Origin of the sequence: Vibrio rhodolitus, from assembly GCF_003350325.1 — a bacterium.
Taxonomy (GTDB): Bacteria; Pseudomonadota; Gammaproteobacteria; order Enterobacterales; family Vibrionaceae; genus Vibrio; species Vibrio rhodolitus.
The window spans coordinates 109,943-134,235 of the sequence record NZ_QLYZ01000012.1 but is presented as its reverse complement, the minus strand read 5'-3'; the positions used below and the strand labels follow the sequence as shown (position 1 = coordinate 134,235).

General features: G+C 45.6%; 29 protein-coding genes. 20 read left to right on the top strand and 9 right to left on the bottom strand.

All coding sequences use genetic code 11. The features are described from left to right. A partial coding sequence (locus DPF93_RS12850; protein WP_164675363.1) for an integrase core domain-containing protein occupies positions 1-194 on the top strand: 194 nt, incomplete at its 5' end. A gap of 51 nt (positions 195-245) precedes the next feature. Here DPF93_RS12850 and suhB read toward each other — a convergent pair. Next, positions 246-1,049, bottom strand: coding sequence for an inositol-1-monophosphatase (gene suhB, locus DPF93_RS12845; protein ID WP_114766544.1), 804 nt, complete (start codon positions 1,047-1,049; stop codon positions 246-248). A 177-nt stretch (positions 1,050-1,226) separates the two neighbouring features. On the opposite strand from suhB, the gene trmJ reads away from it, so the two are divergent. The 11 genes from trmJ to ndk all read left to right on the top strand — a co-directional run bounded on the left by trmJ (position 1,227) and on the right by ndk (position 9,698). After that, complete coding sequence (gene trmJ, locus DPF93_RS12840; RefSeq protein WP_114766543.1) at positions 1,227-1,955, top strand: tRNA (cytosine(32)/uridine(32)-2'-O)-methyltransferase TrmJ; 729 nt, start codon at positions 1,227-1,229, stop codon at positions 1,953-1,955. A 115-nt stretch (positions 1,956-2,070) separates the two neighbouring features. After that, positions 2,071-2,577, top strand: coding sequence for a Fe-S cluster assembly transcriptional regulator IscR (gene iscR / locus DPF93_RS12835; RefSeq protein WP_114766542.1), 507 nt, complete (start codon positions 2,071-2,073; stop codon positions 2,575-2,577). Positions 2,578-2,606: 29 nt separating this feature from the next. After that, on the top strand, positions 2,607-3,821 hold the full coding sequence (locus tag DPF93_RS12830) for an IscS subfamily cysteine desulfurase (protein WP_114766541.1): 1,215 nt from the start codon (positions 2,607-2,609) through the stop codon (positions 3,819-3,821). Between the two features lie 44 nt (positions 3,822-3,865). Then, complete coding sequence (gene iscU / locus DPF93_RS12825) at positions 3,866-4,246, top strand: Fe-S cluster assembly scaffold IscU (RefSeq protein ID WP_005592829.1); 381 nt, start codon at positions 3,866-3,868, stop codon at positions 4,244-4,246. Positions 4,247-4,313: 67 nt separating this feature from the next. Beyond that, positions 4,314-4,637 carry an iron-sulfur cluster assembly protein IscA gene (gene iscA, locus DPF93_RS12820; protein WP_114766540.1) on the top strand — a complete coding sequence of 108 codons (324 nt, stop codon included), beginning with the start codon at positions 4,314-4,316 and terminating at the stop codon, positions 4,635-4,637. Positions 4,638-4,697: 60 nt separating this feature from the next. Continuing rightward, positions 4,698-5,213 carry a co-chaperone HscB gene (gene hscB / locus DPF93_RS12815; RefSeq protein ID WP_114766539.1) on the top strand — a complete coding sequence of 172 codons (516 nt, stop codon included), beginning with the start codon at positions 4,698-4,700 and terminating at the stop codon, positions 5,211-5,213. Between the two features lie 20 nt (positions 5,214-5,233). Next, positions 5,234-7,087 carry a Fe-S protein assembly chaperone HscA gene (gene hscA / locus DPF93_RS12810; protein WP_114766538.1) on the top strand — a complete coding sequence of 618 codons (1,854 nt, stop codon included), beginning with the start codon at positions 5,234-5,236 and terminating at the stop codon, positions 7,085-7,087. Between the two features lie 11 nt (positions 7,088-7,098). After that, on the top strand, positions 7,099-7,437 hold the full coding sequence (gene fdx / locus DPF93_RS12805) for an ISC system 2Fe-2S type ferredoxin (protein ID WP_114766537.1): 339 nt from the start codon (positions 7,099-7,101) through the stop codon (positions 7,435-7,437). Between the two features lie 132 nt (positions 7,438-7,569). Further along, a complete protein-coding gene (gene iscX, locus DPF93_RS12800) occupies positions 7,570-7,764 on the top strand; it encodes a Fe-S cluster assembly protein IscX (RefSeq protein WP_114766536.1) in 195 nt (64 codons plus the stop codon). Positions 7,765-7,916: 152 nt separating this feature from the next. Continuing rightward, positions 7,917-9,203, top strand: coding sequence for an aminopeptidase PepB (pepB, locus tag DPF93_RS12795; protein WP_114766535.1), 1,287 nt, complete (start codon positions 7,917-7,919; stop codon positions 9,201-9,203). A gap of 69 nt (positions 9,204-9,272) precedes the next feature. Further along, positions 9,273-9,698 (top strand): nucleoside-diphosphate kinase, encoded by a 426-nt coding sequence (ndk, locus tag DPF93_RS12790; RefSeq protein WP_114766534.1) that lies wholly within the window; start codon positions 9,273-9,275, stop codon positions 9,696-9,698. 73 nt (positions 9,699-9,771) lie between these two features. On the opposite strand, the gene csdA is transcribed toward ndk, so the two are convergent. From csdA to DPF93_RS12770, 4 genes are all read right to left on the bottom strand, one after another. Further along, positions 9,772-10,983 carry a cysteine desulfurase CsdA gene (gene csdA, locus DPF93_RS12785; RefSeq protein ID WP_114766533.1) on the bottom strand — a complete coding sequence of 404 codons (1,212 nt, stop codon included), beginning with the start codon at positions 10,981-10,983 and terminating at the stop codon, positions 9,772-9,774. Next, positions 10,983-11,582 (bottom strand): DJ-1 family glyoxalase III, encoded by a 600-nt coding sequence (locus DPF93_RS12780; RefSeq protein ID WP_114766532.1) that lies wholly within the window; start codon positions 11,580-11,582, stop codon positions 10,983-10,985. Before DPF93_RS12780 ends, csdA begins: the two co-directional genes overlap by 1 nt. A 15-nt stretch (positions 11,583-11,597) precedes the next feature. Continuing rightward, positions 11,598-12,479, bottom strand: a complete 882-nt coding sequence (gene panE / locus DPF93_RS12775; protein WP_114766531.1) for a 2-dehydropantoate 2-reductase — start codon at positions 12,477-12,479, stop codon at positions 11,598-11,600. 94 nt (positions 12,480-12,573) lie between these two features. After that, positions 12,574-13,413, bottom strand: a complete 840-nt coding sequence (locus tag DPF93_RS12770; protein WP_114766530.1) for a nucleoside-specific channel-forming Tsx family protein — start codon at positions 13,411-13,413, stop codon at positions 12,574-12,576. Between the two features lie 339 nt (positions 13,414-13,752). Here DPF93_RS12770 and DPF93_RS12765 point away from each other — a divergent pair, with 339 nt between their 5' ends. The 3 genes from DPF93_RS12765 to DPF93_RS12755 are packed head-to-tail and all read left to right on the top strand — an operon-like array spanning position 13,753 to position 15,626. Beyond that, on the top strand, positions 13,753-14,325 hold the full coding sequence (locus DPF93_RS12765) for an LON peptidase substrate-binding domain-containing protein (RefSeq protein ID WP_114766529.1): 573 nt from the start codon (positions 13,753-13,755) through the stop codon (positions 14,323-14,325). Between the two features lie 57 nt (positions 14,326-14,382). Beyond that, the gene (locus DPF93_RS12760) at positions 14,383-14,967 is read left to right on the top strand and encodes an RNA polymerase sigma factor (RefSeq protein ID WP_114766528.1); all 585 of its coding nucleotides are present in this window, start codon (positions 14,383-14,385) and stop codon (positions 14,965-14,967) included. Next, on the top strand, positions 14,964-15,626 hold the full coding sequence (locus DPF93_RS12755; RefSeq protein ID WP_114766527.1) for a ChrR family anti-sigma-E factor: 663 nt from the start codon (positions 14,964-14,966) through the stop codon (positions 15,624-15,626). Before DPF93_RS12760 ends, DPF93_RS12755 begins: the two co-directional genes overlap by 4 nt. A gap of 69 nt (positions 15,627-15,695) precedes the next feature. On the opposite strand, the gene DPF93_RS12750 is transcribed toward DPF93_RS12755, so the two are convergent. The 4 genes from DPF93_RS12750 to DPF93_RS12735 all read right to left on the bottom strand — a co-directional run bounded on the left by DPF93_RS12750 (position 15,696) and on the right by DPF93_RS12735 (position 19,415). After that, complete coding sequence (locus DPF93_RS12750) at positions 15,696-17,048, bottom strand: AmpG family muropeptide MFS transporter (protein WP_114766526.1); 1,353 nt, start codon at positions 17,046-17,048, stop codon at positions 15,696-15,698. Positions 17,049-17,113: 65 nt separating this feature from the next. Further along, entirely contained in the window at positions 17,114-17,659 is a 546-nt protein-coding gene (locus DPF93_RS12745) for a peptidylprolyl isomerase (RefSeq protein ID WP_114766525.1), read from the bottom strand. Then, a complete protein-coding gene (locus DPF93_RS12740; protein WP_114766524.1) occupies positions 17,659-18,228 on the bottom strand; it encodes a YajG family lipoprotein in 570 nt (189 codons plus the stop codon). The genes DPF93_RS12745 and DPF93_RS12740 overlap by 1 nt, the downstream gene beginning before the upstream one ends. Positions 18,229-18,284: 56 nt before the next feature. Further along, positions 18,285-19,415, bottom strand: a complete 1,131-nt coding sequence (locus DPF93_RS12735) for a methyltransferase (RefSeq protein WP_114766523.1) — start codon at positions 19,413-19,415, stop codon at positions 18,285-18,287. Between the two features lie 148 nt (positions 19,416-19,563). Between DPF93_RS12735 and DPF93_RS12730 the strand changes: the two genes are divergently transcribed. From DPF93_RS12730 to DPF93_RS12710, 5 genes are all read left to right on the top strand, one after another. Next, complete coding sequence (locus DPF93_RS12730) at positions 19,564-19,869, top strand: BolA family protein (RefSeq protein ID WP_114766522.1); 306 nt, start codon at positions 19,564-19,566, stop codon at positions 19,867-19,869. 425 nt (positions 19,870-20,294) lie between these two features. Further along, entirely contained in the window at positions 20,295-21,635 is a 1,341-nt protein-coding gene (locus DPF93_RS12725) for a Na(+)-translocating NADH-quinone reductase subunit A (RefSeq protein ID WP_114766552.1), read from the top strand. A gap of 5 nt (positions 21,636-21,640) precedes the next feature. Beyond that, positions 21,641-22,885 (top strand): NADH:ubiquinone reductase (Na(+)-transporting) subunit B, encoded by a 1,245-nt coding sequence (locus tag DPF93_RS12720; RefSeq protein WP_114766521.1) that lies wholly within the window; start codon positions 21,641-21,643, stop codon positions 22,883-22,885. Continuing rightward, positions 22,875-23,660, top strand: a complete 786-nt coding sequence (locus DPF93_RS12715) for a Na(+)-translocating NADH-quinone reductase subunit C (RefSeq protein WP_114766520.1) — start codon at positions 22,875-22,877, stop codon at positions 23,658-23,660. The genes DPF93_RS12720 and DPF93_RS12715 overlap by 11 nt, the downstream gene beginning before the upstream one ends. Beyond that, entirely contained in the window at positions 23,660-24,292 is a 633-nt protein-coding gene (locus DPF93_RS12710) for an NADH:ubiquinone reductase (Na(+)-transporting) subunit D (RefSeq protein ID WP_114766519.1), read from the top strand. Before DPF93_RS12715 ends, DPF93_RS12710 begins: the two co-directional genes overlap by 1 nt. The last annotated feature ends 1 nt before the right edge of the window (position 24,293 follow it).

Sequence of the window (24,293 nt, the reverse complement as noted above, 5' to 3'; positions counted from 1 at the left end):
CGTTAGCAGAGAGAGTCAATGGGATACTAAAACAAGAGTTCCTACTCAATAGGTGTCAAGACATCAAAGAGCTCAACCAACTAGTAAAAGAGTCTATTAGTATCTATAACAATATGAGACCACATCTTAGCCTCGGGATGAAAACCCCAAATGAGGTTCATGAAAAAAGCCAGCTGCTAACGCAGTTGGCTTAGCATAAAACTGTCAACGTATTTTAGGACGAGACACCACTAAACGTCGATCGATTATTTAAGCATTGCAGCGTTACCGTTTTCACGGATGTGCTTAAGAATACCTTTAACGCCGCGAGCGCTTGCAGCAACAACGTTGCCTGATTGTACGTATTCAGTACCGCCAGCAAAGTCAGTTACGATAGCACCAGCTTCACGAGCGATTAGTTCACCCGCAGCGATATCCCAAGGTTTTAGACCAAGCTCGAAGAAACCATCAACGCGGCCAGCCGCTAGGTAACATAGGTCCAGTGCAGCAGAACCAGTACGACGGAAGTCAGCACAGTCTACAAATAGTGCAGTTAGGATCTTAAAGTAAGATTCAGAGTGTTGCTTTTGCTTGTACGGGAAACCTGTTGCAAGAACAGTACCTTGCAGATCTTTAACTTGTTTAACGCGGATACGCGCATTGTTTAGTTGAGCGCCAGCACCGCGTTGTGCAGTGAATAACTCATTTTGCATTGGGTCGTAAACACACGCCACTTCAGTTTTGCCTTTGATGCGTACAGCAATAGACACAGCGAAGTGTGGTAGACCTTTAACGAAGTTAGTGGTGCCATCCAGTGGGTCGATGATCCATTGTACGTCCTTATCTTTACCGTCGATAAGACCGTTTTCTTCTGCCACGATACAGTGCTCTGGGTAAGAGGCTTTGATTGTATCGATGATCAGTGCTTCTGCTTCCTTGTCTACGTTAGTAACAAAGTCGTTCGTGCCTTTTTGAGTAGATTCGATCTTCTCAACATTTTCTAGTGATTTAGCAATATGGTTGCCAGCTTTTCGTGCCGCACGAATAGCGATATTAAGCATTGGATGCATACAAAATTTCCCAACGGATGTTAAAGAACAGAAAAACGCCGCGCAGTATACACAGAATATTAAGCAAAGGGAAGTGGTTAATTGTTGCACTATTGGCAAGCAAATATGAATCACTTTAACCATTTTTTTCTGCAATGTGATAATATCTCGCCACTTAATTTGGTATAGGTATTTCTCATGCTCAGCAACGTTAAAGTTGTCCTAGTTGGTACATCTCATTCCGGTAATATTGGTTCAGCGGCTCGCGCGATGAAGGTGATGGGACTAAGCAACATGGTACTGGTTGCACCTGAGTGTGAGGTGGATGGCCAAGCTATCGCTCTGGCGGCAGGCGCGAGTGATATCGCGTTAAATGCGCAGGTAGTAGATAGCTTAGAAGAAGCGGTAAAAGATTGCGCGTTAGTCGTTGGTTCAAGTGCTCGTTCACGTACACTTGAGTGGCCAATGCTGGAGCCTCGCGAGTGTGGCGAAAAGTGTGCTGTCGAGGGACAAACTAGTAAAGTTGCGATTGTTTTTGGTCGTGAACGTACCGGTCTAACCAATGATGAACTGCAAACCTGTCATTACCATGTTTGTATTCCTGCCAATCCAGAATACAGCTCGTTGAATCTCGCAATGGCGGTTCAGACGATAGCCTATGAAATACGTGTTGCTTTCCTTGAGCAAGAAAAGCAAGGCTTTACTGAGCAAGCGCAAGAAGCCTACCCTCGACACGAAGAGCTAGAAATGTTCTTCGCACACCTTGAAAAAGTGATGGTTGATACCCAATTTATCTCTGCAGACCAACCTAACAAGGTGATGAATAAGCTGCGTCGCTTATTCAGTCGTGCTCGCCCAGAATTACAAGAACTCAACACACTGCGTGGTGTATTGACTGCTGTAGAGAAGAAAATCGGCAGTCGTTAATCTAACACTAATATTAGGGTTAAATACCTGACTAAAATAGTCAAATAAATACTTGACCATTTTTGTCGGGTATGAAAAACTTGTTACCACATGAACGATGTGGATATGGTGTTATATGAGACTTACATCTAAAGGAAGATACGCGGTTACAGCTATGCTAGATGTGGCTTTACACTCACAGCAGAGTCCAGTACCGCTAGCAGACATCTCAGAGCGACAAGGTATTTCGCTTTCATACTTAGAACAGCTTTTTTCTAAGCTGCGTAAAGCAGGCTTAGTTGCCAGTGTTCGTGGTCCGGGGGGCGGTTATCGCCTAGGCGCGGAAGCACACACAATTGCTATTGGCACTGTGATTGCGGCTGTTGATGAATCTGTAGATGCGACAAAATGCAACGGCAAAGGAGATTGCCAAGGTGGTACTCGCTGTCTAACACACACATTGTGGCGTGACTTAAGCTCACGTATTAGCGATTTCCTCAATAACATCACTCTTGGCGAGTTGATGCATGACAACGAAGTAATTGAAATTTCAGACCGACAAGACATAGACCTTGCGGTGAACCACGGCCTAGCGAATCGCACCGCATTTGGTGCTGCTGTGGATTTAAATGTCCGCTCTTAAGCGGTCAGCAATGTACATTGGAGTAGAGAATGAAACTGCCGATTTATCTTGATTATTCAGCAACTTGCCCAGTAGATCCTCGAGTGGCTGAAAAGATGGTTCAGTACATGACGATGGATGGTACGTTTGGTAACCCTGCGTCTCGTTCACACCGTTACGGTTGGCAAGCCGAAGAAGCAGTCGACAATGCTCGTGAGCAAATTGCTGATCTGCTAAATGCAGACCCACGTGAAATCGTATTCACGTCAGGTGCGACAGAGTCAGACAACCTTGCGATTAAAGGTGCTGCACACTTCTATTCAAAGAAAGGCAAGCACGTAATCACATGCAAAACAGAACACAAAGCTGTACTTGACCCATGCCGTCAACTAGAGCGTGAAGGTTTCGAGGTGACTTACCTAGAGCCTGAATCAAATGGTCTGATTGACCTGAAAAAACTTGAAGCAGCAATGCGCGAAGACACAGTGCTTGTTTCTATCATGCACGTAAACAACGAGATCGGTGTTATCCAAGATATCGCAGCAATTGGTGAACTGTGTCGTGAGCGTAAAGTGATTTTCCACGTTGATGCAGCGCAATCAGCAGGTAAGTTACCAATCGACGTTCAACAGCTTAAAGTAGACTTGATTTCTCTTTCTGCGCACAAGATTTACGGTCCTAAAGGTATCGGCGCGTTGTACGTACGTCGTAAGCCACGCATTCGCCTAGAAGCGCAAATGCATGGCGGTGGTCATGAGCGTGGTTTCCGTTCAGGCACACTACCAACTCACCAAATCGTGGGTATGGGTGAAGCATTCCGTATTGCGAAAGAAGATCTGCAAAAAGATTACGATCACGCGATGGCACTGCGCAACCGCCTATTAAACGGCGTGAAAGATCTAGAAGCGGTAACAGTAAACGGTGACTTGGAACAACGTGTTCCACACAACCTAAACGTTAGCTTCGCATTTGTTGAAGGTGAGTCACTGCTGATGTCATTAAAAGACCTTGCAGTTTCTTCAGGTAGTGCTTGTACATCGGCAAGTCTAGAGCCTTCATACGTACTTCGTGCACTTGGTCTAAACGACGAATTGGCACACAGTTCTGTTCGCTTCTCATTTGGTCGTTTCACCACAGAAGAAGAAGTGGATTACGCAATTGAACAAATTCGCGTAGCCGTTATTAAGCTACGTGACATGTCTCCTCTATGGGATATGTACAAGGAAGGGATTGATTTAGATACGGTTGAGTGGGCACACCACTAATCGGCAAATCTCCCAGTTGATGTAGAGGATTCGAGGTAAAGATTATGGCATATAGCGAAAAAGTAATTGATCACTACGAGAACCCACGTAACGTTGGTTCATTTGACAAAGAAGATCCATCAGTAGGTAGCGGCATGGTTGGCGCACCAGCTTGTGGTGACGTAATGAAACTGCAAATCAAAGTAACGCCAGAAGGCATTATTGAAGATGCGAAGTTTAAGACGTACGGCTGTGGTAGTGCGATTGCGTCAAGTTCACTTGTGACTGAGTGGGTTAAAGGCAAATCGATTGATGAAGCGGCAGCGATCAAGAACTCTGAAATTGCAGAAGAACTTGAGCTTCCACCGGTAAAAGTACACTGTTCTATCCTAGCGGAAGATGCAATTAAAGCGGCAGTTGCTGACTACAAGAAAAAACATCAGTAAAATCGACGTCTAAATTAATGGGAGCGTCGCTCCCATTTCATTGGTATATCAAAATTCAAGGTGCAGTATGGCCATTACACTATCAGATGCAGCAGCAAGCCGAGTAAGAGCTTTCCTAGATAACCGTGGGAAAGGCGTTGGTTTGCGTCTTGGAGTTAAAACGACAGGCTGTTCTGGTATGGCTTACGTGCTAGAGTTTGTCGATGAAGTAAACGAAGAAGATGAAGTATTCGAACACAAAGGCGTTAGCGTTATCATTGATAAAAAGAGCCTAGTTTACTTAGATGGCACAGAGCTTGATTATGTGAAACAGGGGTTGAATGAAGGTTTTGAATTCAATAACCCTAACGCAAAAGGCGAATGTGGCTGCGGTGAAAGCTTCAACGTTTAATTCTTGCTCTCCTGTTTGAGCAAAGCGAACAGGAGAGACTTTACCAAGGGTCAGATTTTAATGAATCACTTTGAATTATTTGGGCTACCAACTCAGTTTGAACTGGATGGTAGCCTTCTTTCTTCTCAATTCCGTGAATTACAAAAGCGTTTTCATCCTGATAACTTTGCGACAGCATCCGAGCGAGATCGCCTGCTAGCTGTGCAAAAAGCAGCGCAAATCAATGACGCTTACCAAGTGCTTAAACACCCTATCTCTCGTGCAGAGTATCTGCTCTCTGAGCACGGCACCGAGATCCGAGGAGAGCAGCAAACCATGCAAGATCCGATGTTTTTAATGGAACAAATGGAACTGCGTGAAGAGCTTGAAGAGATCCCAGGTTGTGCAGATCCTGAATCGGCGCTGTTTGAGTTTGATGGCAAAGTATCAAAGATGTACAAGCAACAATTAGTTTGTGTTGAAGAACTATTAAATCAAGCCCAATGGGCACAAGCCGCTGATGGCGTTCGCAAACTAAAATTCATTGCCAAACTAAAAAATGAAATTGAGTTAGTTGAAGATAAACTACTCGGTTAACCCAAGAGCAAGGATTAACAATGGCACTACTTCAAATTGCAGAACCGGGCCAGAGCTCGGCTCCTCATGAGCATAAGCTCGCCGCTGGTATTGATCTAGGCACCACGAATTCATTAGTTGCGTCTGCTCGCAGTGGCGACGTTGCTCCGTTAGAAGATGCTCAGGGTCGTCGTATTCTGCCATCGGTTGTTCGCTACACAGGCGAAGAGAAACAAGTGGGTCAAGCGGCTCTTGATCAGGCAGAAATTGATCCTGCCAATACAATTATCTCAGTTAAACGTCTGATTGGTCGCTCATTAGCGGACATTCAGCAGCGCTACCCATCTCTACCTTACCAGCTACTATCGAGCGATAATGGTCTGCCTGTTTTACACACTGCAGCGGGCAATAAAAACCCAATTGAAGTTTCTGCAGATATCCTAAGCGCACTTAAGCAGCGTGCAGAAGAGACCCTTGGTGGAGAATTAGCGGGCGTGGTGATTACCGTTCCTGCTTACTTTGATGACGCGCAGCGCGCAGGTACTAAAGATGCCGCGAAACTGGCTGGCTTGCATGTCCTGCGTTTGCTTAATGAGCCAACCGCGGCAGCGATTGCTTATGGTCTAGATTCAGGTCAAGAAGGTGTCATCGCGGTTTACGACTTAGGCGGCGGTACGTTTGATATTTCAATTTTACGCCTGTCAAAAGGTGTGTTTGAAGTTCTGGCAACTGGCGGTGACTCCGCATTAGGTGGCGATGATTTTGACCATCTACTCGCAGATTTCTTGCTTGAGAAGACTACTTTAGAAGCGCCATTATCAGCGGAGCAAAATCGCACCTTGCTAAATGTAGCACAACGAACTAAACAAGCTTTCTCTGAGCAAGACTCTGTTGCCGTACATGTTTTTGGCTGGCAAGGTGAAGTGACTCGCGCAGAGTTTGAAGAGCTGATTCATCCATTAGTGAAGAAAACATTGATGTCTTGTCGCCGTGCGCTAAAAGACGCCGACGTTGAGTTAGACGAAGTCAACGAAGTGGTTATGGTCGGTGGTTCAACACGTACACTATTAGTCCGTGAGATGGTGGGTGAATTTTTTGACCGCACACCGCTAACCAGCATTAACCCAGATGAAGTTGTAGCGATTGGTGCGGGCATTCAAGCGGATATTTTAGTCGGCAATAAACCAGACTCTGAAATGCTACTGCTGGACGTTATCCCGCTATCTCTCGGTATTGAAACCATGGGCGGCTTGATTGAAAAAATCATTCCTCGCAACACTACGATTCCAGTGGCTCGTGCTCAGGAGTTTACTACCTTTAAAGATGGTCAAACGGCGATGAGCGTCCACGTGGTGCAAGGTGAGCGTGAGATGGTTGATGATTGCCGCTCTCTGGCACGCTTCTCACTCAAAGGTATTCCACCAATGGCGGCAGGTGCTGCACATATCCGCGTCACTTACCAAGTGGATGCTGATGGTCTATTGTCTGTCACTGCGATGGAAAAGAGCACTGGCGTGCAGTCAGAAATCCAAGTTAAGCCTTCATATGGTTTGAGTGATGATGAAGTAGCAAACATGCTACGTGATTCGATGACTTACGCCAAAGAAGACATGCAAGCTCGCGCACTGGCTGAACAGCGAGTGGAAGCAGACCGCGTGATTGAAGGTTTGATCGCTGCGATGCAAATGGATGGCGATGAGTTGCTATCTGAGCAAGAAAACCAAGAGCTACTGAAAGCGATTGAAGCATTGATTGCCCTACGTAATGGTGATGATGCGGATGCGATTGAAGTTGGTATTAAAGAGACGGATAAAGCAAGCCAAGAGTTTGCTTCACGTCGTATGGATAAATCGATTCGAGCTGCGTTGTCAGGTCAATCTGTTGATGATATTTAAGAGTAGAAGTCATGCCTAAAATTATCGTTTTACCACATGAAGACCTATGCCCTGAAGGTGCAGTACTAGAAGCTAAGACTGGTGATAGCGTGTTAGACGTTGCACTGAAAAATGGTATCGGTATTGAGCACGCGTGTGAAAAGTCATGTGCTTGTACTACCTGCCACGTAATCATCCGTGAAGGCTTCGATTCATTAGAAGAGAGTGATGAGCTTGAAGATGACATGCTGGATAAAGCATGGGGTTTAGAGCCTGAATCTCGTTTAGGTTGCCAAGCGCGTGTTGCGGATGAAGATCTCGTGGTTGAGATCCCGAAATATACGCTTAACCACGCTTCAGAAGATCATTAAACACTCGTTATAGTAGGCGCTGCAGCTTGATTAAGCTGCACTGCAATTATTCTGAGTATCGTGTTAAGCAATGAGTTAGTAATTAGTTATTCAGTAGTTAGTTACTTCAACGAAAATATAAGGAAGTGAGCAATGAAATGGACCGATTCACGCGATATCGCGATTGAGCTTTGCGATAAGTTTCCAGAGACAGATCCTAAAACAGTCCGTTTTACTGATCTGCACCAGTGGATCTTGGAGTTGGACGACTTTGATGATGAACCAAATCGTTCAAATGAAAAGATCCTTGAAGCTGTGATCCTTTGCTGGATGGATGAAGCAGATTAACTGCTGGAAAACATCGAACAGTTAACAGTTTTTATTAAAATAAGCGGGCCTTTTGGCCCGTTTTTTTATCCAATTGACATTTTTACCTGACATAATGCTAACATCACAGCGTAGATGGCAGGCAATGCTAAAGATTCAGACAAGGAGAAACCATGTCTACACAGATGTCGGTATTTTTAACCCAAGAAGTAGCTTCACCAGAATGGGGTGACAAAGCGATTGTGTCATTTTCAGCACAAGGCGCGCACATCCATCAAGGAGAAGGTCACGATCTTGGTGCAATTCAAAGAGCGGCACGCCAATTTGTAACTCAAGGTATTAAGCAGATTGCACTAGCTGGTGAAGGCTGGGATCTTGAGGGGGTTTGGGCTTTCCACCAAGGCTTCCGTGAGCCAAAAAATAGCACTTCATTTACCTGGTCTGCACTGACTGATGCTGATCAAGCGGAGCTAGAGGCGCGCATCAAGGCGACTAATTTCACTTGTGAAATCATCAATAAATCAGCAGAAGAGGTTGCACCGCGTCAGCTGGCAACTATGGCTGCAGAGTTCATTAAGTCTGTTGCACCAGAAGGCACCGTAACTGCGCGCGTTGTCAAAGATAAAGATCTGCTAACCGAAGGCTGGGAAGGCATTTATGCGGTAGGGCGTGGTTCAGAGCGCACTTCTGCAATGCTGCAACTGGATTTTAACCCAACGGGTGATGAGAATGCGCCAGTCTATGCGTGTTTAGTCGGCAAAGGCATCACGTTTGATTCAGGTGGTTACAGCATTAAACCATCTGACTTTATGACAGCAATGAAAGCAGATATGGGCGGTGCGGCGACCATCACTGGTGGTCTTGGTCTGGCGATCATGCGCGGTCTTAACAAGCGTGTGAAACTGATCTTGTGCTGTGCTGAGAATATGATTTCAGGTCGTGCGCTGAAACTGGGTGACATCATTACCTACAAAAATGGTAAGACGGTTGAGATAATGAACACCGATGCGGAAGGTCGTTTGGTTCTGGCTGATGGTCTAATCTACGCCAGCGAGCAGAAACCAGAGCTGATCATTGACTGCGCAACGCTCACTGGCGCAGCGAAGTACGCTCTAGGTAACGATTACCATGCTTTGATGAGCTTTGATGATGAACTGTCACACAAAGCGCTTACCTCAGCACGTGAAGAGAAAGAAGGCTTGTGGCCATTGCCATTGGCGGATTTCCACCGTGGTATGTTGCCATCTAATTTTGCTGATCTATCTAACATTGGTAGTGGTGACTTTAGTCCAGGTGCAAGTACCGCGGCGGCATTCTTATCGTTCTTTGTTGAAGACTATAAAAAAGGTTGGCTGCACTTCGATTGCGCCGGCACATACCGTAAATCTTCAACAGTGAAATTAGCGCCAGGTGCAACAGGTATGGGTGTACGTACCCTAGCTCGCATTTTGACGCAATAAACAAACTGACAACTTGAGCAGCAGTTAGACTGTACGTTGATAATTAAAAGAGAAGTAGAAGGAAACCTTATGGCTCTAGAAAGAACTTTTTCTATTGTTAAGCCCGACGCGGTAAAACGTAACCTGATTGGTGAAATTTACAACCGTATTGAAAAAGCAGGTTTAAGCATTGTAGCAGCGAAAATGGTTCATCTTACTGATGAACAGGCGAGTGGTTTTTATGCTGAGCATGAAGGCAAAGAGTTTTTCCCAGCACTGAAGGAGTTTATGACTTCAGGACCAATCATGGTGCAAGTGCTAGAAGGGGAAGATGCAATTGTGCGCTACCGTGAGTTAATGGGTAAAACTAACCCAGAAGAAGCGGCTTGCGGCACGATCCGTGCGGATTATGCACTGAGCATGCGTTACAACTCAGTTCATGGTTCAGATAGCCCTGCGTCTGCTGAGCGTGAAATCGCATTCTTCTTTCCAGAGTCAGAGATCTGCCCTCGATAATTATCGACAGCATATAAAAAAGAGCCTCGCCTGAGGCTCTTTGTCTATCTAGCGTTTATCTTTTTTTACGTGCTTAAAGCATATCAAGACACTTATCAATTGCTTGCAATATTCGCGTGACGTCTTGCTGATCGTTATAAATCGCGTAGGAAATACGAATCGTCCCTGTGACACCAAGTGCATCCATCAGTGGATGAGCACAGTGGTGCCCCGAGCGCACAGCGATGCCTTGTTGATCGAGTAAAGTCGCCACGTCTTGATGGTGTACTCCATCGACAACAAACGAAATCACCGAAGCATTTGGCTGATAACCGATCACGCGAATATCATCATGTTGATTAAGTGCGTGATAGGTTTGCTCTACTAAGCCATGAATGTGCGTTTCGACTTGGCTGCGCTCAAATTGGCAATACCATTCAATCGCTTTAGCCAATGCGATCGCGCCAGCGACATTCGGTGTACCAGCTTCAAACTTGCCAGGCAATTGGCTATACGTTGTGCCACTAAAAGAAACCTTTTCGACCATCTTACCGCCACCATGCCAAGGCGGCATGGCTTCAAGGTGCGCCAGTTTGCCATACAGCACGCCAATTCCAGCTGGGGCAAAAATTTTATGACCAGAGAAGACCAAAAAATCAGCGTTAAGAGCTTGGACATCAATCTTTTCATGCACAATGCCTTGCGCGGCATCGATCACCACCACAGCACCACTCTGGTGAGCAAGTTGGATCAGTGATTCAATCGGCTGACGCGTACCGGTCACATTGGTCGTGTGCGCAAGCGCGACAATCTTGGTTTTGTCATTTAGCAACTGGGTGAAGGCGGTACAATCTAACTGGCAATCAGCACTCATTGGTACTTTCACCACGCGAGCGCCGGTCTGCTCGGCGACAATCTGCCAAGGTACGATATTGGCGTGGTGCTCCATCTCGCCAATCAGGATTTCGTCACCGGCTTTTAACGTATTGCGAGCGTAGGTTTGAGCAATTAGGTTAAGTGCTTCTGTCGCACCGCGAGTCCAAATGATCTCTTTTTCGTCTGCTGCGTTGATAAACTCGGCGACTGTGCTGCGCGCGGCTTCAAACTGGCTGGTCGCTTTAGCAGTTAAACTATGGCTACCACGATGCACATTGGCATTTTGCGCACTGTAATACTGGCTGATGGCATCAATCACAACTTGCGGCTTTTGCGTTGTCGCCGCGCTGTCGAGATAGACGAGTGACTGGTTATTTATGTCTTGTCTCAGCGCAGGGAACTGGCTGCGAATCGAAGCAACGTCAAACATTACGCTTCACCTATTTCGTGATAATGAAGAGTCGGAATGGTCACCATAGGCTCGGCCACTGTCCACGCATGTGCTTTACCCGATAGGCGGATGATCACTTCCATGGCAAACTCAAGCGCAGTTCCCGGACCTTGGCTGGTGAGTAGGTTATGGTTCACATCATAAGTCACACGTTTAACGCGCCAGTTTTTCGCGGGGATATGGCTTTCAAAACTTGGGTGACAAGTCATCAGAGCATCTGGATAGAGGTTGTGATGAGCAAGTACCAAGGCGGGCGCTGCACATATTGCCGCTACCAGTTTGCCCTCATACATTTGCTGACGCACAATTTCGACTAACACAGTGCTATCTCGAAATGCTTCTGAACCACCGACACCGCCGGGTAAAATCACCGCATCAAATTCATCATCGGCGATATCGACCAAGCGGCAGTCAGCAGTTAAGGTGACACCTCGAGAGGCTTTCATGGTAAGCCCACCGTCGGACTCAGCACTTGCGACAACCACTTCATAGCCAGCACGAACCATCATATCGATAATGGTCACCGCTTCCATTTCTTCCGTACCTGTGGCAATCGGAACCAGTACTTTTTTACTCATCGTTTTATGACCTCGTTACCAGCTTTGTTCAATCTGTTTAATTGCCTTGTATAAGGCTTGGTTAGTTGGGACATCAATCCCATGGTTACTGGCGCATTGCAGCAGGTAACCTGTAATAAAGTCTATCTCGCTTGAACGCTGGTGGGCAATATCTTGCTCCATAGAAGAGAAGTTATTGCTGGTGGAATGGATCACTTGATCAATAAGCACGGTTAGCTTGGCTTTATCGACGGCAATCTCTTCAGCTTCCATCACGTGACATACTTCATCGATGATTGCGTCTAATTGAGCGCGAAATTCAGAGCGAGCCAATTCACCGTTGCGAACTTGGTGTATCGCAGTCAGTGGGTTGATCGCGCAGTTAACCGCCAGTTTATTCCAAAGCGCTTGGCGGATATTTGCATGCCACGCGACATCGCTAAGTGCATGATGAAAGACTTCAGCTAAAAATGAACATTGTAGCGCTTTATCGTTCACCGCCCCGAGTAAGGTTTGACCTTGTCCAGTATGCAGCACTTGAGTAGCAGATGGGCGGTAGGCGCCATGGGTTGTCGTGGCTAAAACCAAGGGATTCTCGGGCATTAGCGTCATTACGCTTTCAGCGGTGCCCATTCCGTTGTGCATTAAGATGATGATGGCATCAACATCAATATGCGGCTTGATTTGATGCAATACCGAGCTAACTAACGGTGCTTTTAAGGTAACGAGAATAACATCGGCACTTTTTAAAGCCTGAGTGTCATTATTTGCCAAGGAGAGCGCAGGGTAGCTATCACGCTGAATCGTCAACGTGTCGTCTTTGTGGCGACTCCATAAACTGATTTTATGTCCTGCGTCATGCAGATAACTTGCCCATAGCGACCCAATCGCACCCGGACCCACAATAGTAATATTCATCCAACGCTACACATCAAGCTAATAGTGTTGCAGAGGATAATGGCATGAAATTGGAAAGCAAATAAAAAAGGCACCTTACGGTGCCTTTTTTATTTTAGAACTTGTATGTCACAGCGAAGTAATGACCTACGCCAGAAGACTCAAATGCGTCGCTGTCTTTGATGCCGTATACGTTATCGTATAGTTTAAGGCCGTAACCTACAGCAAACTGTTTGTTGTGCCAGTAGATACCGTTAAACATAGAGCCACCAGTGCTTGACGAGCTGTACTCATCTTTCATACCGAATTGGTAATCTAGATAACCTTGGTATGAGATGAATGAACCATTATCAAAGAAGAAGAATGGTTTGAACCAGTTGGTTGAGAATTGGTAACCGTTCCAATCTTTCTGTTTGATATCGTAGTTTGCATATAGGTTGAACTGCATCTTACCAAACCAAGGAACCATTACATCAGAACCTAAACCGATCATCGATTGGTAGCCTGGATTTTTCTCGTCGTAAACAGGTTGACCGTTTTCAACTTTGTCAGTTTTGATTTTGTGTTTTGCGCCGCCATCAATAACCGTGTAGTTAGCGATGTAAAGCTCTTGAACTGGACCGAAAGAAAGGTCTGTGCCAGTTAGTGCATCAAGAGAAAGACGCGGTGCGAATTTTGCAAATAGGCGATCACTTCCAGACTTATCGCTGTCGTCATCGTCATCTAGGTTAAATACATCAACATAACCGTATAGGTCAAACATTCCTGAGCGACCACCGAATTCCATTTCTAGGTAAGTGTGATCGGTATTCCCCGGTTTTTCGTTGATTGTGTGCATCAAGTTAAAGTTGATGAACTTGCTATCATTTTTGTGGATGTCATCTGAATAGTCAGCTGCAACAGCTTGGCCTGAAATTGCAGCAACAACGCCAAGAGCTAAAAGTGATTTACGCATAGGTGAACTCTCGTAATATGTGAAACATGATGTTTATGGTTGTGTTGCACAACTGTTGCTGTGCTCGCTTTCGGGGTGGAATAATATTGATATTTATCGCAATTGAAAGTGCTGTTTGCTGCAATTTTCTAAATTTAGAGAGATCTTGATCACGATTATTGACAAAAAACGCACTTGAATTTGAACTTTCATTTTTTTGCACAAAATGTGAGTCGGGTATCGATTACGCAACCGTTTATTTCTGATTTGCTGCCGATCAAATAACCAACACATATGGTGACTGATCGTTTATGAGCTTGATCCCGTATTGATAACTGAATCAAAAAAATGGGATGTGTCATGTCAGAGATAATGCTTTTTCCACTCGGGTCAGTGGTTTTGCCAGAAGGAAAAATGCGCCTGAGAATTTTCGAGCCGCGTTACAAACGACTGGTTACTGAAGCGAGTAAAGGAGACGGAACTTTTGGTATCTGTTTGTACGAAAAAGACGAGCATCACCCAAGCGGAGATCTGTCACTCAATGGTGCTTTAGTAAAAATCGTTGATTTCGAATCTTTACCCGACGGCTTGCTTGGCATCACTGTGGTTGGTATCAAGCGCTTTGCGACCAAGCGAGTGCGTGTAGAGTCTGATGGATTACGTTTTGCCAAAGTTGAATATTTGCCAAGTTGGGATGTGAAGTCTGTTCCTGAAGAGCAAAGTTATATCAGTCTACAATTACAAAAGGTCTATACTCAGTTCCCGCAAATTGGGGAGTTGTATGACCAATGCTTTTTCGACGATGCATCCTGGGTTAGTCAACGATGGTTAGAACTGCTGCCAGTCAACCTCGAGCAATTTGATTACTTAGTTCGCCAACAGGATTGTGTCGAGGCGATGAGATTTTTAAGTGCCGCAATCGAAAAAGAGTGATCGATACAAAGCAGTATGCGTACGAATTTTGATATCGCAATTCCAAGGATGTGGTAAATGAGCACACAAGACACAACTGCATATACCCGGGCAGACTGGACGGAATGCATGGAGCAAGTGAAAAGTCGTGATAAACAGGCATTTGCTCTAATTTTTAATCACTTTTCCCCGCGTTTAAAGCAATTTGCATACAAGCACATGGGTAACGAACAGGTTGCTATCGAGCTAGTGCAAGAAACTATGGCGACGGTGTGGCAAAAGTGCGCCCTATTTGACGGCAGCAAGAGCTCGCTTTCTACTTGGATATACACGATAGCGAGAAACCTTTGTTTTGATTTGCTACGCAAGCAAAAAGGCAGAGATGCTCATGTCTTGGCTGACGATATTTGGCCGTCGGATTTTCTGCCGCCGGATCTCGTTGAGCATTACGCGCCTGAGCATGAGATGCTCAAAGAGCAGGTCCTGAAGTTTTTAGAAATTTTACCTGAGGCGCAGAGGAAAGTGGTGCAAGCTGTGTACTTGGAGGAGCTACCGCATCAACAAGTCGCCGACATGTTTGATATTCCATTGGGCACCGTCAAGTCGCGTCTGCGCCTTGCGGTCGAAAAGTTACGTAACGAAATAGAGGCGGAGCAATTATGAGTTATCACCCCAGTGAAGAAATGTTGCGCGCCTATGTGGAAGGTGAGATTGACGCTGCTAACAGCTTTGCAATCGCAACACACGTTGAAACTTGTCCTCAGTGCAAGAAGCTATGCGCCAAATTCGAAGAACAAGCCGGACAGCATTTGTGTGCGAGCTCTACTGATCTAGATGACGACTTTTCTGCCATGTTGGACAAAATTGTTGCGCTAGAAGAAGATCCGGAGCCGTTCAAATTCAATCGCAAGAACCGCACCATCAAGCTCAAGGATAAGCAGTTTAAGTTACCGCTTTCTCTAAGCCGTTTTGTCGATGACATAGGTGAGTGGAAAAGCTATGGCGGCAAAGTTTACAGTGCTGAGATAAACCTTGGTGAAGAAGCGCGAGTGAATCTGCTTTACATCAGCGAAGATGTTCAGATCCCGCAACACACTCACAAAGGGTTAGAGTCGACCCTGGTACTGTATGGCGGTTTTAGTGATGAAGATGGGCACTATGAAGTCGGCGATTTTATGCTCAAAGACGCGGCAGTCAAACATAGCCCCTACACCAAAAAAGGTGAAGACTGTTTGTGTCTCACCGTATTGACGGAACCACTGCTATTTACTCAAGGCGTGGCGCGAGTGTTTAATTTGTTTGGCAAAGGCTTATACCCATAAGCACTGCTTAAAAGAAAAGGTCGCTGCGGCGACCTTTTTTGCTATTTAGATTCGCTATTTAGCAATATCTTATTCGTGTTCTTTACTGGCTTTATCAAGCATGTCATTAAAGTAGTGACGCAATGAATAGAGCATGATCAAGCTTGGGATCACCATCAATGCAGTAAGAATAAAGAACATTGACCAATCATCAAGGAAGTCAACTAATTCGCCGCTAAATGACGCTAACGTTGTGCGACCAAAGTTACCCAACGAGGCCAGTAGCGCATATTGCGTTGCCGAGAATGCTTGTCCGGTGACGACGGTTAAGAAAGATACAAACGCCACGGTTGAGAATGCTGAGGTAAAGTTATCTACCACTAAGGTTGCCAAGAAGATTTGCTCATTTGGACCCACTTTGGCAATCCAAGCGAACATCAGGTTACTTGCCGCCATGGCAATACCACCAATCATCAAACCACGAACGATGCCAAACTTGACGTTTACCATGCTGCCAAGCAGGGTAAATAGCATGGTTAGACCCCAGCCGATTAACTTGGAGTAATAGCCGATCTGCTCATTACTAAAACCGATCTCTTTGTAGAAGGTGATCGACATGCGGCCAAGGAAGGCTTCACCAATCTTAAACAAAAACACGAACAGCAGTAGAGTCAAAGCAACGCGAAAGCCATTACGTCTAAAGAAGTCAATAAACGGCTCTAATACCGTAACGCTTAACCAAGCCACAATCGGGTTTCTGACTACCGCACTGTGTCTTTTTTCCGCTTCGGCTTGCAGTTGTTCACGCTTGGTCTTTGGTTCGCCGACCAAGAGGGTAAATAGCATCAGCAAGCCAACGATAGCCGCCATACCATAGTAGACCCCGTTCCAACCAATACTGTCGGCGTTGATAAACGCCAGATAGCCCGGTAAAGAGTAACCGGTCCACCAACCAATCACCGCCATCGCTGAAGCTTGTGGCAGCTTTGATGCGTCGGATTTTGGAAAAGTATCTATTCGGTAAGCGTCGATGGCAATGTCTTGCGTCGAGGATGCAATGGCAATGCATAAGGCCAGCATCGAGGTGAGCATCAAACTTTTTGCCGGATCGACACCAGCAATCAGCAAGGTACAAACCAGTACGATGGACTGACAGAGGAAAATCCAACTACGACGCTGACCTAGATAGTGATTAAGCAAAGGCAACTTGACTCGGTCGACGAGTGGAGCCCACAGGAAGTTGATCGCGTAAACCGCAAAAACACTGCCAAAATAACCAATTGCAGCACGAGTGAGTCCGGCGTCTTTGAGCCAGCCTGACATGTTTGAACCAATTAAGACCCAAGGAAAGCCGCTTGAGCAACCTAACATAAATACCCAAAGTAAGCGCTTGTCTAGGTAACTACGAACGGTTTCAAGCCAGGAAGGAGAAGTGTTAACCATCACTATTCCTTGTTATTAGTGCTACGGGGAAAATAGAAAGGCTCTCAGAGTGAGAGCCTCAGTCTTTAGTCAAGCAGTGTGACTTTCTCAATCACAATTGCATCAACCGGTACGTCGCGGTAACGTCCGACATTGTGAGTCGGTTTGCTTGCCATTTGTTGAATGACATCAAAACCCTGTACGACCTCACCAAATACAGCATAGCCCGGTGGGCGAGCTTTAAAGTTCAGGAAGTCGTTGTCGACTAAATTGATAAAAAACTGACGAGTCGCTGAGTTAGGATCGTTGGTGCGAGCCATCGCGATCGTTGCTTTATCATTTGCTAAACCATTACTCGCTTCGTTTTTGATTGGCGGGTAGGTTGGCGCTCGATTCATGTTTTGATCAAAACCACCACCTTGCGCCATAAAGCCAGGTATAACGCGGTGGAACTGAGTGCCAACGTAGCTACCATCTTCCACATACTTAAGAAAGTTGGCGACTGAGATAGGCGCTTGCTCTTGATTTAACTCAATCACAAATGAACCCAGGTTGGTTTCCATTTCGACTTTAGGACCAGCGAATGCAAGGTTTGAAACTAATGCAGCACACGCAATTGCGTATTTCCACATTAGAAGCGCTCCTGCATGTAGCTCTGTAGTTCACGGTCATTCGCGACTTCGCGCAGCACAAGATTCGCAACATCGTTTAGAACCAATGAAATTTCGTCGTTTGATGCGCTTAGTGCACCAGTGCGCTCTGCAGTACCGGTGTAAGTTTTCACTAGCTTGCCTTGTGGTGTTTCAGCGGTGATTTCTAGCACCAACTTAGCATCCATTTCATTTTCCATTACCGAATGCTTAACAGAAACAAGCAGCTCTTGTACTTCAAGCTCAATTGAGTTTTCGCTGTTTACTGAACTGCGGAAGCCTTGAGATTGAAATTGTTCTAGCAGAGCATTTTCTAGCGTGATGCGAACATTTTGCTTAGCGTGGATAGGCTCAATATTAGAACGACCACTATCAACTAGGGCAACATATTGCGCAGAGCGGACATCTTTACTGGTTAGCGTGAATGCGCTGCCATTTACGATGTTGCTATTACTTAGCTCAGCACGAGGCGTAAAGTTAAGTTGTTCTTGCTGAGGCGCTGAACAAGCAGTCAGTAACGCGATTGACGCGGCTAGAACCAGTTTTCTCATTGTCATTTCCTTTTCTAATCTTCTGAAAGGCTCAAGTTTAAGTGGATAATAGATGACTACTTAGTCGCTTGTAAAATCACAAATTTTTTATTTGCGGCAACTAGGCTGACATTCGACTTACCAAATAGACGCTTTAACTTCACATCGTATCCGAGGTGGCGATTACCGATAACTAATAATTGCCCACCATTGCAAAGAACATGCTTTGCATCACAGAACATTTGCCACGCGATATGATCAGTGATGGCTTGCTGCTGGTGGAAAGGTGGGTTACAAACCACCAAATCATACTCGCCAGGGTTAAAGCCATCTAGACAGTTATTGTCAATAAAGCGTAAATCTCGTGGTGAGCTGAGGTTGTCGAGTAAGTTTTGCTTTGCGGAAGCTACCGCCATAAAACTTTCATCGACACAGGTAATCGCAAGATTAGGATTGAGCTGCGCCAATTTGACCGATAACACGCCATTCCCACAACCCAGATCAATCGCCTTACGATGCTGATCGTCGCTAGGTAGGTGTTCAAGCATAAAACGCGCACCCAAATCGAGGCTTTCACCCGAGTAGACATTAGGTAGGTTTTTCAGAGTGAACGGCTGCCCATCGACTTGCCATGTGGTAAACGGCTCTACCAAAGTTGTCTGAGGACTGTTGGCAAAACTGAACACCAAACGATGCTTTTTCCACGCTAGCGAGGTGGTGGTCTCACCAAGGTACTTTTCAAATAATTTCAGCGTAGATGAGTGAATTTCTTTGGCTTTATTAACCGCGATAATTGGAATGTCAGCACTCAAAACTTGGCGAAGTTGGTTTAGCTGCCAAGTTAAAAATCGGTTGTTACGCGGGATCTGCATCAGGACTAAATCAACCGATGGTGGTAATTCGGCAAGGCTATCAAGCAGAGTAATTGGCTGGCATTGATTACGAGTTAGGTTAGCAGTGATCGCCTTGTGCGCGATATGTGAGTCGCTAATGGTGGTAACATTGTGGCGCGCTGAGAACCAGCACGAGAGCGCACCAAAGCTATCATTGAGCACTAAAATATTTTGCCCATCATTGAGGTTCATTTCTTCAATGTGGCTAATTAAATACTCATCGCCTGCGTCCCATGCCTGCAATGTTTCGTTGTTTCTAACTGGGTAGCGCAAAAGGGTCAGTGCGCGGTCGAAGAGGGTAAGCTCAGATTTCATAAATGGAACGCTTGGGTGTTTGAGATTAGGTGAAATTGTCGCAGATGAAGACTAAAGTGAAAACTAAAACCTTTCGATTTACGTATGAGACGTCTATGATGCGCTGATAACAATTCGTCATGATGTTAATAAGACGCGGTGAAATACGATGATAGAAGAAACTATTCAAACCAAACTACACCAGCAACTTTCTCCGACTCATCTTGAAGTGATTAATGAAAGTTACATGCATAACGTGCCGCCAGGCTCAGAAAGCCACTTCAAAGTAATCGTGGTCAGCGAGCAATTCGAAGGGCTGCGGTTGTTACCACGCCATCGTTTAGTCAACCAAGCTTTGGCCGATGAGTTGGCTAACCATATTCATGCTTTGGCGATTCACACATACACTCCAGCAGAATGGAGCGAGCAGCAAAGGGCTCCTCATAGCCCGATGTGCTTAGGTGGTACACGATAAAAGAGAGAAGCAGCGCAAGCTGCTTTTTTTCTGTGTTTAAAACATCCCTGTTAACAATGTGGAAACAAAAGTGAAATTACGACAAATTAACAATAAATGTTTCATTATGTTAATTATCAGTAGGTTTCGATAAGTTCTCATTTAGAGCGGGATGTGCGATAGCTCAAAGTTATGACTATTCTTTAACCTTTTAAACTCATTTCCTAACATTTATTGCCACTATAGGCGCCATTGGTCATGGCATCATATTCCCAATTGATGATAGACTATCGCCCCTGATGAATCTCGCAATTAATATGTGACGAGAAGTTTAATAGGATGTTGCGATTTTGATGCCTGGAGGGCGTCAGAACCGGACACTGATGTCGTGTCTAAAAGTTACGCAATTAAAGAATCTTTTTCCCGATAAAGTAGTGCAAGTGCGTATGATTACAATAAAGAAGGGTTTGGACCTTCCTATCGCAGGAACTCCTACCCAGGTGATTAATGATGGTAAATCCATCAAGAAAGTCGCCTTGCTTGGCGAAGAGTACGTTGGCATGCGTCCTACTATGCATGTCCGCGTAGGTGACGAAGTAAAGAAAGCTCAAGTTCTTTTTGAAGACAAGAAGAATCCAGGCGTTAAATTTACTTCGCCGATCAGCGGTAAAGTGATCGAAGTTAACCGTGGTGCGAAACGTGTACTTCAATCAGTAGTGATTGAAGCTGCAGGTGACGAACAAGTTACTTTCGATAAGTTTGAAGCTGCTCAACTAGCAAGTTTAGATCGTGAAGCGATCAAGACTCAGCTTGTTGATTCAGGTCTTTGGACTGCTTTCCGTACTCGTCCGTTCAGCAAGGTTCCAGCTATTGATTCTTCTACCAAGGCTATTTTCGTAACTGCAATGGATACTAATCCTCTTGCAGCTCAGCCTGAGTTGATTATCAACGAAGAGAAAGAAGCATTCATCGCTGGTCTTGACGTCCTTTCAGCCCTAACAGAAGGCAAGGTTTACGTTTGTAAAGCAGGCTCAAGCCTACCTCGCTCTTCTCAGTCTAATGTTGAAGAACATGTGTTTGATGGTCCACACCCTGCAGGTCTTGCGGGTACCCACATGCATTTCCTATACCCAGTAAATGCAGCAAATGTGGCGTGGAGTATTAACTACCAAGACGTGATTGCGTTCGGTAAGTTGTTCTTAACAGGTGAGCTATGTGTTGATCGTGTGATCTCTCTAGCGGGTCCAGTGGTTAACAAACCGCGCCTAGTTCGCACTATCATTGGTGCTAGCTTGGACGAGTTGACTGATAACGAGCTAATGCCTGGTGAAGTTCGTGTGATTTCTGGCTCAGTACTAACAGGTACTCATGCTGTTGGTCCACACGCGTACCTAGGTCGTTACCATCAACAAGTTTCTGTATTACGTGAAGGTCGTGAGAAGGAACTGTTTGGCTGGGCGATGCCTGGTAAGAACAAGTTCTCTGTTACTCGCTCTTTCCTTGGTCACCTATTCAAAGGTCAGTTGTTCAACATGACAACCACGACTAACGGTAGTGACCGCTCAATGGTTCCAATCGGCAGCTACGAGCGCGTAATGCCTCTAGATATGGAGCCGACATTGCTACTTCGTGATCTATGTGCTGGTGACACAGATAGCGCTCAAGCGCTAGGTGCTCTAGAACTGGATGAAGAAGATCTAGCTTTGTGTACCTTTGTATGTCCAGGTAAATACGAGTACGGTGCGTTACTTCGTGAATGCCTAGACACGATTGAGAAGGAAGGGTAATTTTCATGGCTCTTAAAAAGTTTCTTGAAGACATCGAGCATCACTTTGAGCCGGGCGGTAAGCATGAAAAATGGTTTGCCCTGTATGAAGCTGTAGCGACAGTTTTCTACACTCCTGGTCTAGTGACACATAAAAGCTCGCACGTTCGTGATAGCGTTGACTTAAAACGTATCATGATCATGGTTTGGTTCGCGGTATTCCCAGCAATGTTCTGGGGTATGTACAACGCGGGTGGCCAAGCTATCGCAGCACTTAACCACATGTACGCTGGTGAGCAACTAGCGGCAGTAGTAGCAGGCAACTGGCACTACTGGTTAACAGAAATGCTAGGCGGCACACTGGCTGCTGATGCAGGTGTTGGCAGCAAGATGATTCTTGGTGCGACATACTTCCTGCCAATCTATGCCACTGTATTCCTTGTGGGTGGTTTCTGGGAAGTGCTGTTCTGTATGGTGCGTAAGCATGAAGTAAACGAAGGCTTCTTTGTTACTTCTATTCTATTTGCATTGATTGTTCCGCCAACTCTACCTTTATGGCAAGCAGCGCTAGGTATTACCTTCGGTGTTGTTGTAGCTAAAGAGATCTTCGGTGGTACAGGTCGTAACTTCCTTAACCCAGCGCTTGCGGGTCGTGCTTTCCTATTCTTTGCTTATCCAGCACAGATTTCAGGTGACCTAGTATGGACAGCAGCGGATGGCTTCTCTGGTGCAACAGCACTAAGCCAATGGGCACAAGGTGGTAACGGTGCACTAATCAACAACATCACTGGTGCTCCAATTACTTGGATGGATGCGTTTATCGGTAACATCCCTGGTTCAATTGGTGAAGTATCAACGCTAGCACTGATGATTGGTGCGGCAATGATCGTATACATGCGAATCGCTTCTTGGCGCATCATCGCGGGTGTGATGATCGGTATGATTGCAACAGCAACGCTGTTCAATGTTGTCGGTTCTGACTCAAACGCAATGTTTAGCATGCCTTGGCACTGGCACCTAGTTCTAGGTGGCTTCGCATTCGGTATGTTCTTTATGGCGACCGACCCAGTATCTGCATCATTCACTAACTCAGGTAAGTGGTGGTACGGTATTTTGATTGGTGCAATGTGTGTGATGATCCGTGTAGTTAACCCAGCATACCCAGAAGGTATGATGCTGGCGATTCTATTCGCGAACCTATTCGCACCTCTGTTCGACCATGTAGTCATCGAGAAGAACATCAAGCGGAGACTAGCACGCTATGGCAAGTAATAACGATAGCATTAAAAAGACGCTGTTTGTTGTTATCGCATTGAGCTTAGTGTGCTCAATCGTTGTATCAACAGCGGCAGTTGCTCTACGTGGCCAACAAAAAGCAAACGCGGTTTTAGACAAACAGACTAAGATCGTTGAAGTTGCAGGTATTCAAGCTGACGGCAAGAAGATCCCTGAACTGTTTGCAGAATACATTGAGCCTCGTCTAGTAGACTTTAAAACTGGTAATTTCGTTGAGAAGACTGAAGATGGTCTAACAGCGGCAAACTACGATCAGCGTAAAGCTGCGAAAGAGCCTGCACACTCAATCAAATTAACAGCGGAACAAGACAAGGCGAAGATCCTTCGTCGTGCTGACGTAGGTATTGTTTACCTAGTTAAACAAGGCGGCGAAGTGTCTAAAGTGATCATCCCTGTACACGGTACGGGTCTATGGTCAATGATGTACGCTTTCGTAGCTGTTCAAACTGACGGTAACACTATTGACGGTATCACTTACTACGAGCAGGGTGAAACTCCTGGACTTGGTGGTGAAGTTGAGAACCCATCTTGGCGCGCACAGTTCGTTGGTAAGAAACTATTCGACGAAAACCACAAACCAGCAATCAAGATTGTTAAAGGTGGTGCACCAGCAGGTTCTGAGCACGGTGTTGATGGCCTATCTGGCGCGACACTGACCGGTAACGGTGTTCAAGGTACATTCGACTTCTGGTTAGGCGATATGGGCTTTGGTCCGTTCCTAGCAAAAGTTCGTGACGGAGGTCTGAACTAATGTCTAGCGCACAAAACATTAAAAAGAGCATTATGGCGCCGGTGTTGGATAACAACCCGATCGCGCTGCAAGTTCTTGGTGTATGTTCTGCTCTTGCAGTAACAACCAAACTAGAAACAGCATTCGTTATGACGATTGCGGTAATGTTCGTTACTGCATTCTCTAACCTATTTGTTTCGCTTATCCGTAACCACATTCCTAACAGCGTGCGTATCATCGTTCAAATGGCGATCATCGCATCTCTAGTAATCGTGGTAGACCAAGTATTGAAAGCTTACCTATACGATATCTCTAAGCAGCTATCAGTATTCGTTGGCCTTATCATTACCAACTGTATCGTAATGGGTCGTGCTGAAGCGTTCGCGATGAAGTCTGCTCCATTCCCATCATTTATCGATGGTCTTGGTAACGGTCTTGGTTACGGTTTCGTTCTAATCACTGTTGGTTTCTTCCGTGAACTATTTGGCTCAGGCAAATTGTTCGGTATGGAAGTGCTACCTCTAGTGAGCAATGGTGGTTGGTACCAACCTAACGGTCTAATGCTACTAGCACCATCTGCATTCTTCCTGATCGGCTTCCTAATCTGGGTAATCCGCATTCTGAAACCAGAACAAGTAGAAGCGAAGGAGTAAG

What these genes read in the sequence shown, in the direction of transcription:
- hscA (WP_114766538.1), top strand. Translation starts at nt 5,234, where the DNA reads ATGGCACTACTTCAAATTGCAGAACCGGGCCAGAGCTCGGCTCCTCAT.
- DPF93_RS12735 (WP_114766523.1), bottom strand. Translation starts at nt 19,415, where the DNA reads ATGAAATCTGAGCTTACCCTCTTCGACCGCGCACTGACCCTTTTGCGC.
- hscB (WP_114766539.1), top strand. Translation starts at nt 4,698, where the DNA reads ATGAATCACTTTGAATTATTTGGGCTACCAACTCAGTTTGAACTGGAT.
- DPF93_RS12780 (WP_114766532.1), bottom strand. Translation starts at nt 11,582, where the DNA reads ATGAGTAAAAAAGTACTGGTTCCGATTGCCACAGGTACGGAAGAAATG.
- DPF93_RS12760 (WP_114766528.1), top strand. Translation starts at nt 14,383, where the DNA reads ATGAGCACACAAGACACAACTGCATATACCCGGGCAGACTGGACGGAA.
- ndk (WP_114766534.1), top strand. Translation starts at nt 9,273, where the DNA reads ATGGCTCTAGAAAGAACTTTTTCTATTGTTAAGCCCGACGCGGTAAAA.
- fdx (WP_114766537.1), top strand. Translation starts at nt 7,099, where the DNA reads ATGCCTAAAATTATCGTTTTACCACATGAAGACCTATGCCCTGAAGGT.
- DPF93_RS12750 (WP_114766526.1), bottom strand. Translation starts at nt 17,048, where the DNA reads ATGGTTAACACTTCTCCTTCCTGGCTTGAAACCGTTCGTAGTTACCTA.
- DPF93_RS12715 (WP_114766520.1), top strand. Translation starts at nt 22,875, where the DNA reads ATGGCAAGTAATAACGATAGCATTAAAAAGACGCTGTTTGTTGTTATC.
- trmJ (WP_114766543.1), top strand. Translation starts at nt 1,227, where the DNA reads ATGCTCAGCAACGTTAAAGTTGTCCTAGTTGGTACATCTCATTCCGGT.
- DPF93_RS12770 (WP_114766530.1), bottom strand. Translation starts at nt 13,413, where the DNA reads ATGCGTAAATCACTTTTAGCTCTTGGCGTTGTTGCTGCAATTTCAGGC.
- DPF93_RS12710 (WP_114766519.1), top strand. Translation starts at nt 23,660, where the DNA reads ATGTCTAGCGCACAAAACATTAAAAAGAGCATTATGGCGCCGGTGTTG.
- DPF93_RS12725 (WP_114766552.1), top strand. Translation starts at nt 20,295, where the DNA reads ATGATTACAATAAAGAAGGGTTTGGACCTTCCTATCGCAGGAACTCCT.
- DPF93_RS12745 (WP_114766525.1), bottom strand. Translation starts at nt 17,659, where the DNA reads ATGTGGAAATACGCAATTGCGTGTGCTGCATTAGTTTCAAACCTTGCA.
- iscX (WP_114766536.1), top strand. Translation starts at nt 7,570, where the DNA reads ATGAAATGGACCGATTCACGCGATATCGCGATTGAGCTTTGCGATAAG.
- iscA (WP_114766540.1), top strand. Translation starts at nt 4,314, where the DNA reads ATGGCCATTACACTATCAGATGCAGCAGCAAGCCGAGTAAGAGCTTTC.
- DPF93_RS12830 (WP_114766541.1), top strand. Translation starts at nt 2,607, where the DNA reads ATGAAACTGCCGATTTATCTTGATTATTCAGCAACTTGCCCAGTAGAT.
- iscU (WP_005592829.1), top strand. Translation starts at nt 3,866, where the DNA reads ATGGCATATAGCGAAAAAGTAATTGATCACTACGAGAACCCACGTAAC.
- DPF93_RS12740 (WP_114766524.1), bottom strand. Translation starts at nt 18,228, where the DNA reads ATGAGAAAACTGGTTCTAGCCGCGTCAATCGCGTTACTGACTGCTTGT.
- csdA (WP_114766533.1), bottom strand. Translation starts at nt 10,983, where the DNA reads ATGTTTGACGTTGCTTCGATTCGCAGCCAGTTCCCTGCGCTGAGACAA.
- DPF93_RS12730 (WP_114766522.1), top strand. Translation starts at nt 19,564, where the DNA reads ATGATAGAAGAAACTATTCAAACCAAACTACACCAGCAACTTTCTCCG.
- suhB (WP_114766544.1), bottom strand. Translation starts at nt 1,049, where the DNA reads ATGCATCCAATGCTTAATATCGCTATTCGTGCGGCACGAAAAGCTGGC.
- pepB (WP_114766535.1), top strand. Translation starts at nt 7,917, where the DNA reads ATGTCTACACAGATGTCGGTATTTTTAACCCAAGAAGTAGCTTCACCA.
- DPF93_RS12720 (WP_114766521.1), top strand. Translation starts at nt 21,641, where the DNA reads ATGGCTCTTAAAAAGTTTCTTGAAGACATCGAGCATCACTTTGAGCCG.
- DPF93_RS12755 (WP_114766527.1), top strand. Translation starts at nt 14,964, where the DNA reads ATGAGTTATCACCCCAGTGAAGAAATGTTGCGCGCCTATGTGGAAGGT.
- DPF93_RS12765 (WP_114766529.1), top strand. Translation starts at nt 13,753, where the DNA reads ATGTCAGAGATAATGCTTTTTCCACTCGGGTCAGTGGTTTTGCCAGAA.
- iscR (WP_114766542.1), top strand. Translation starts at nt 2,071, where the DNA reads ATGAGACTTACATCTAAAGGAAGATACGCGGTTACAGCTATGCTAGAT.
- panE (WP_114766531.1), bottom strand. Translation starts at nt 12,479, where the DNA reads ATGAATATTACTATTGTGGGTCCGGGTGCGATTGGGTCGCTATGGGCA.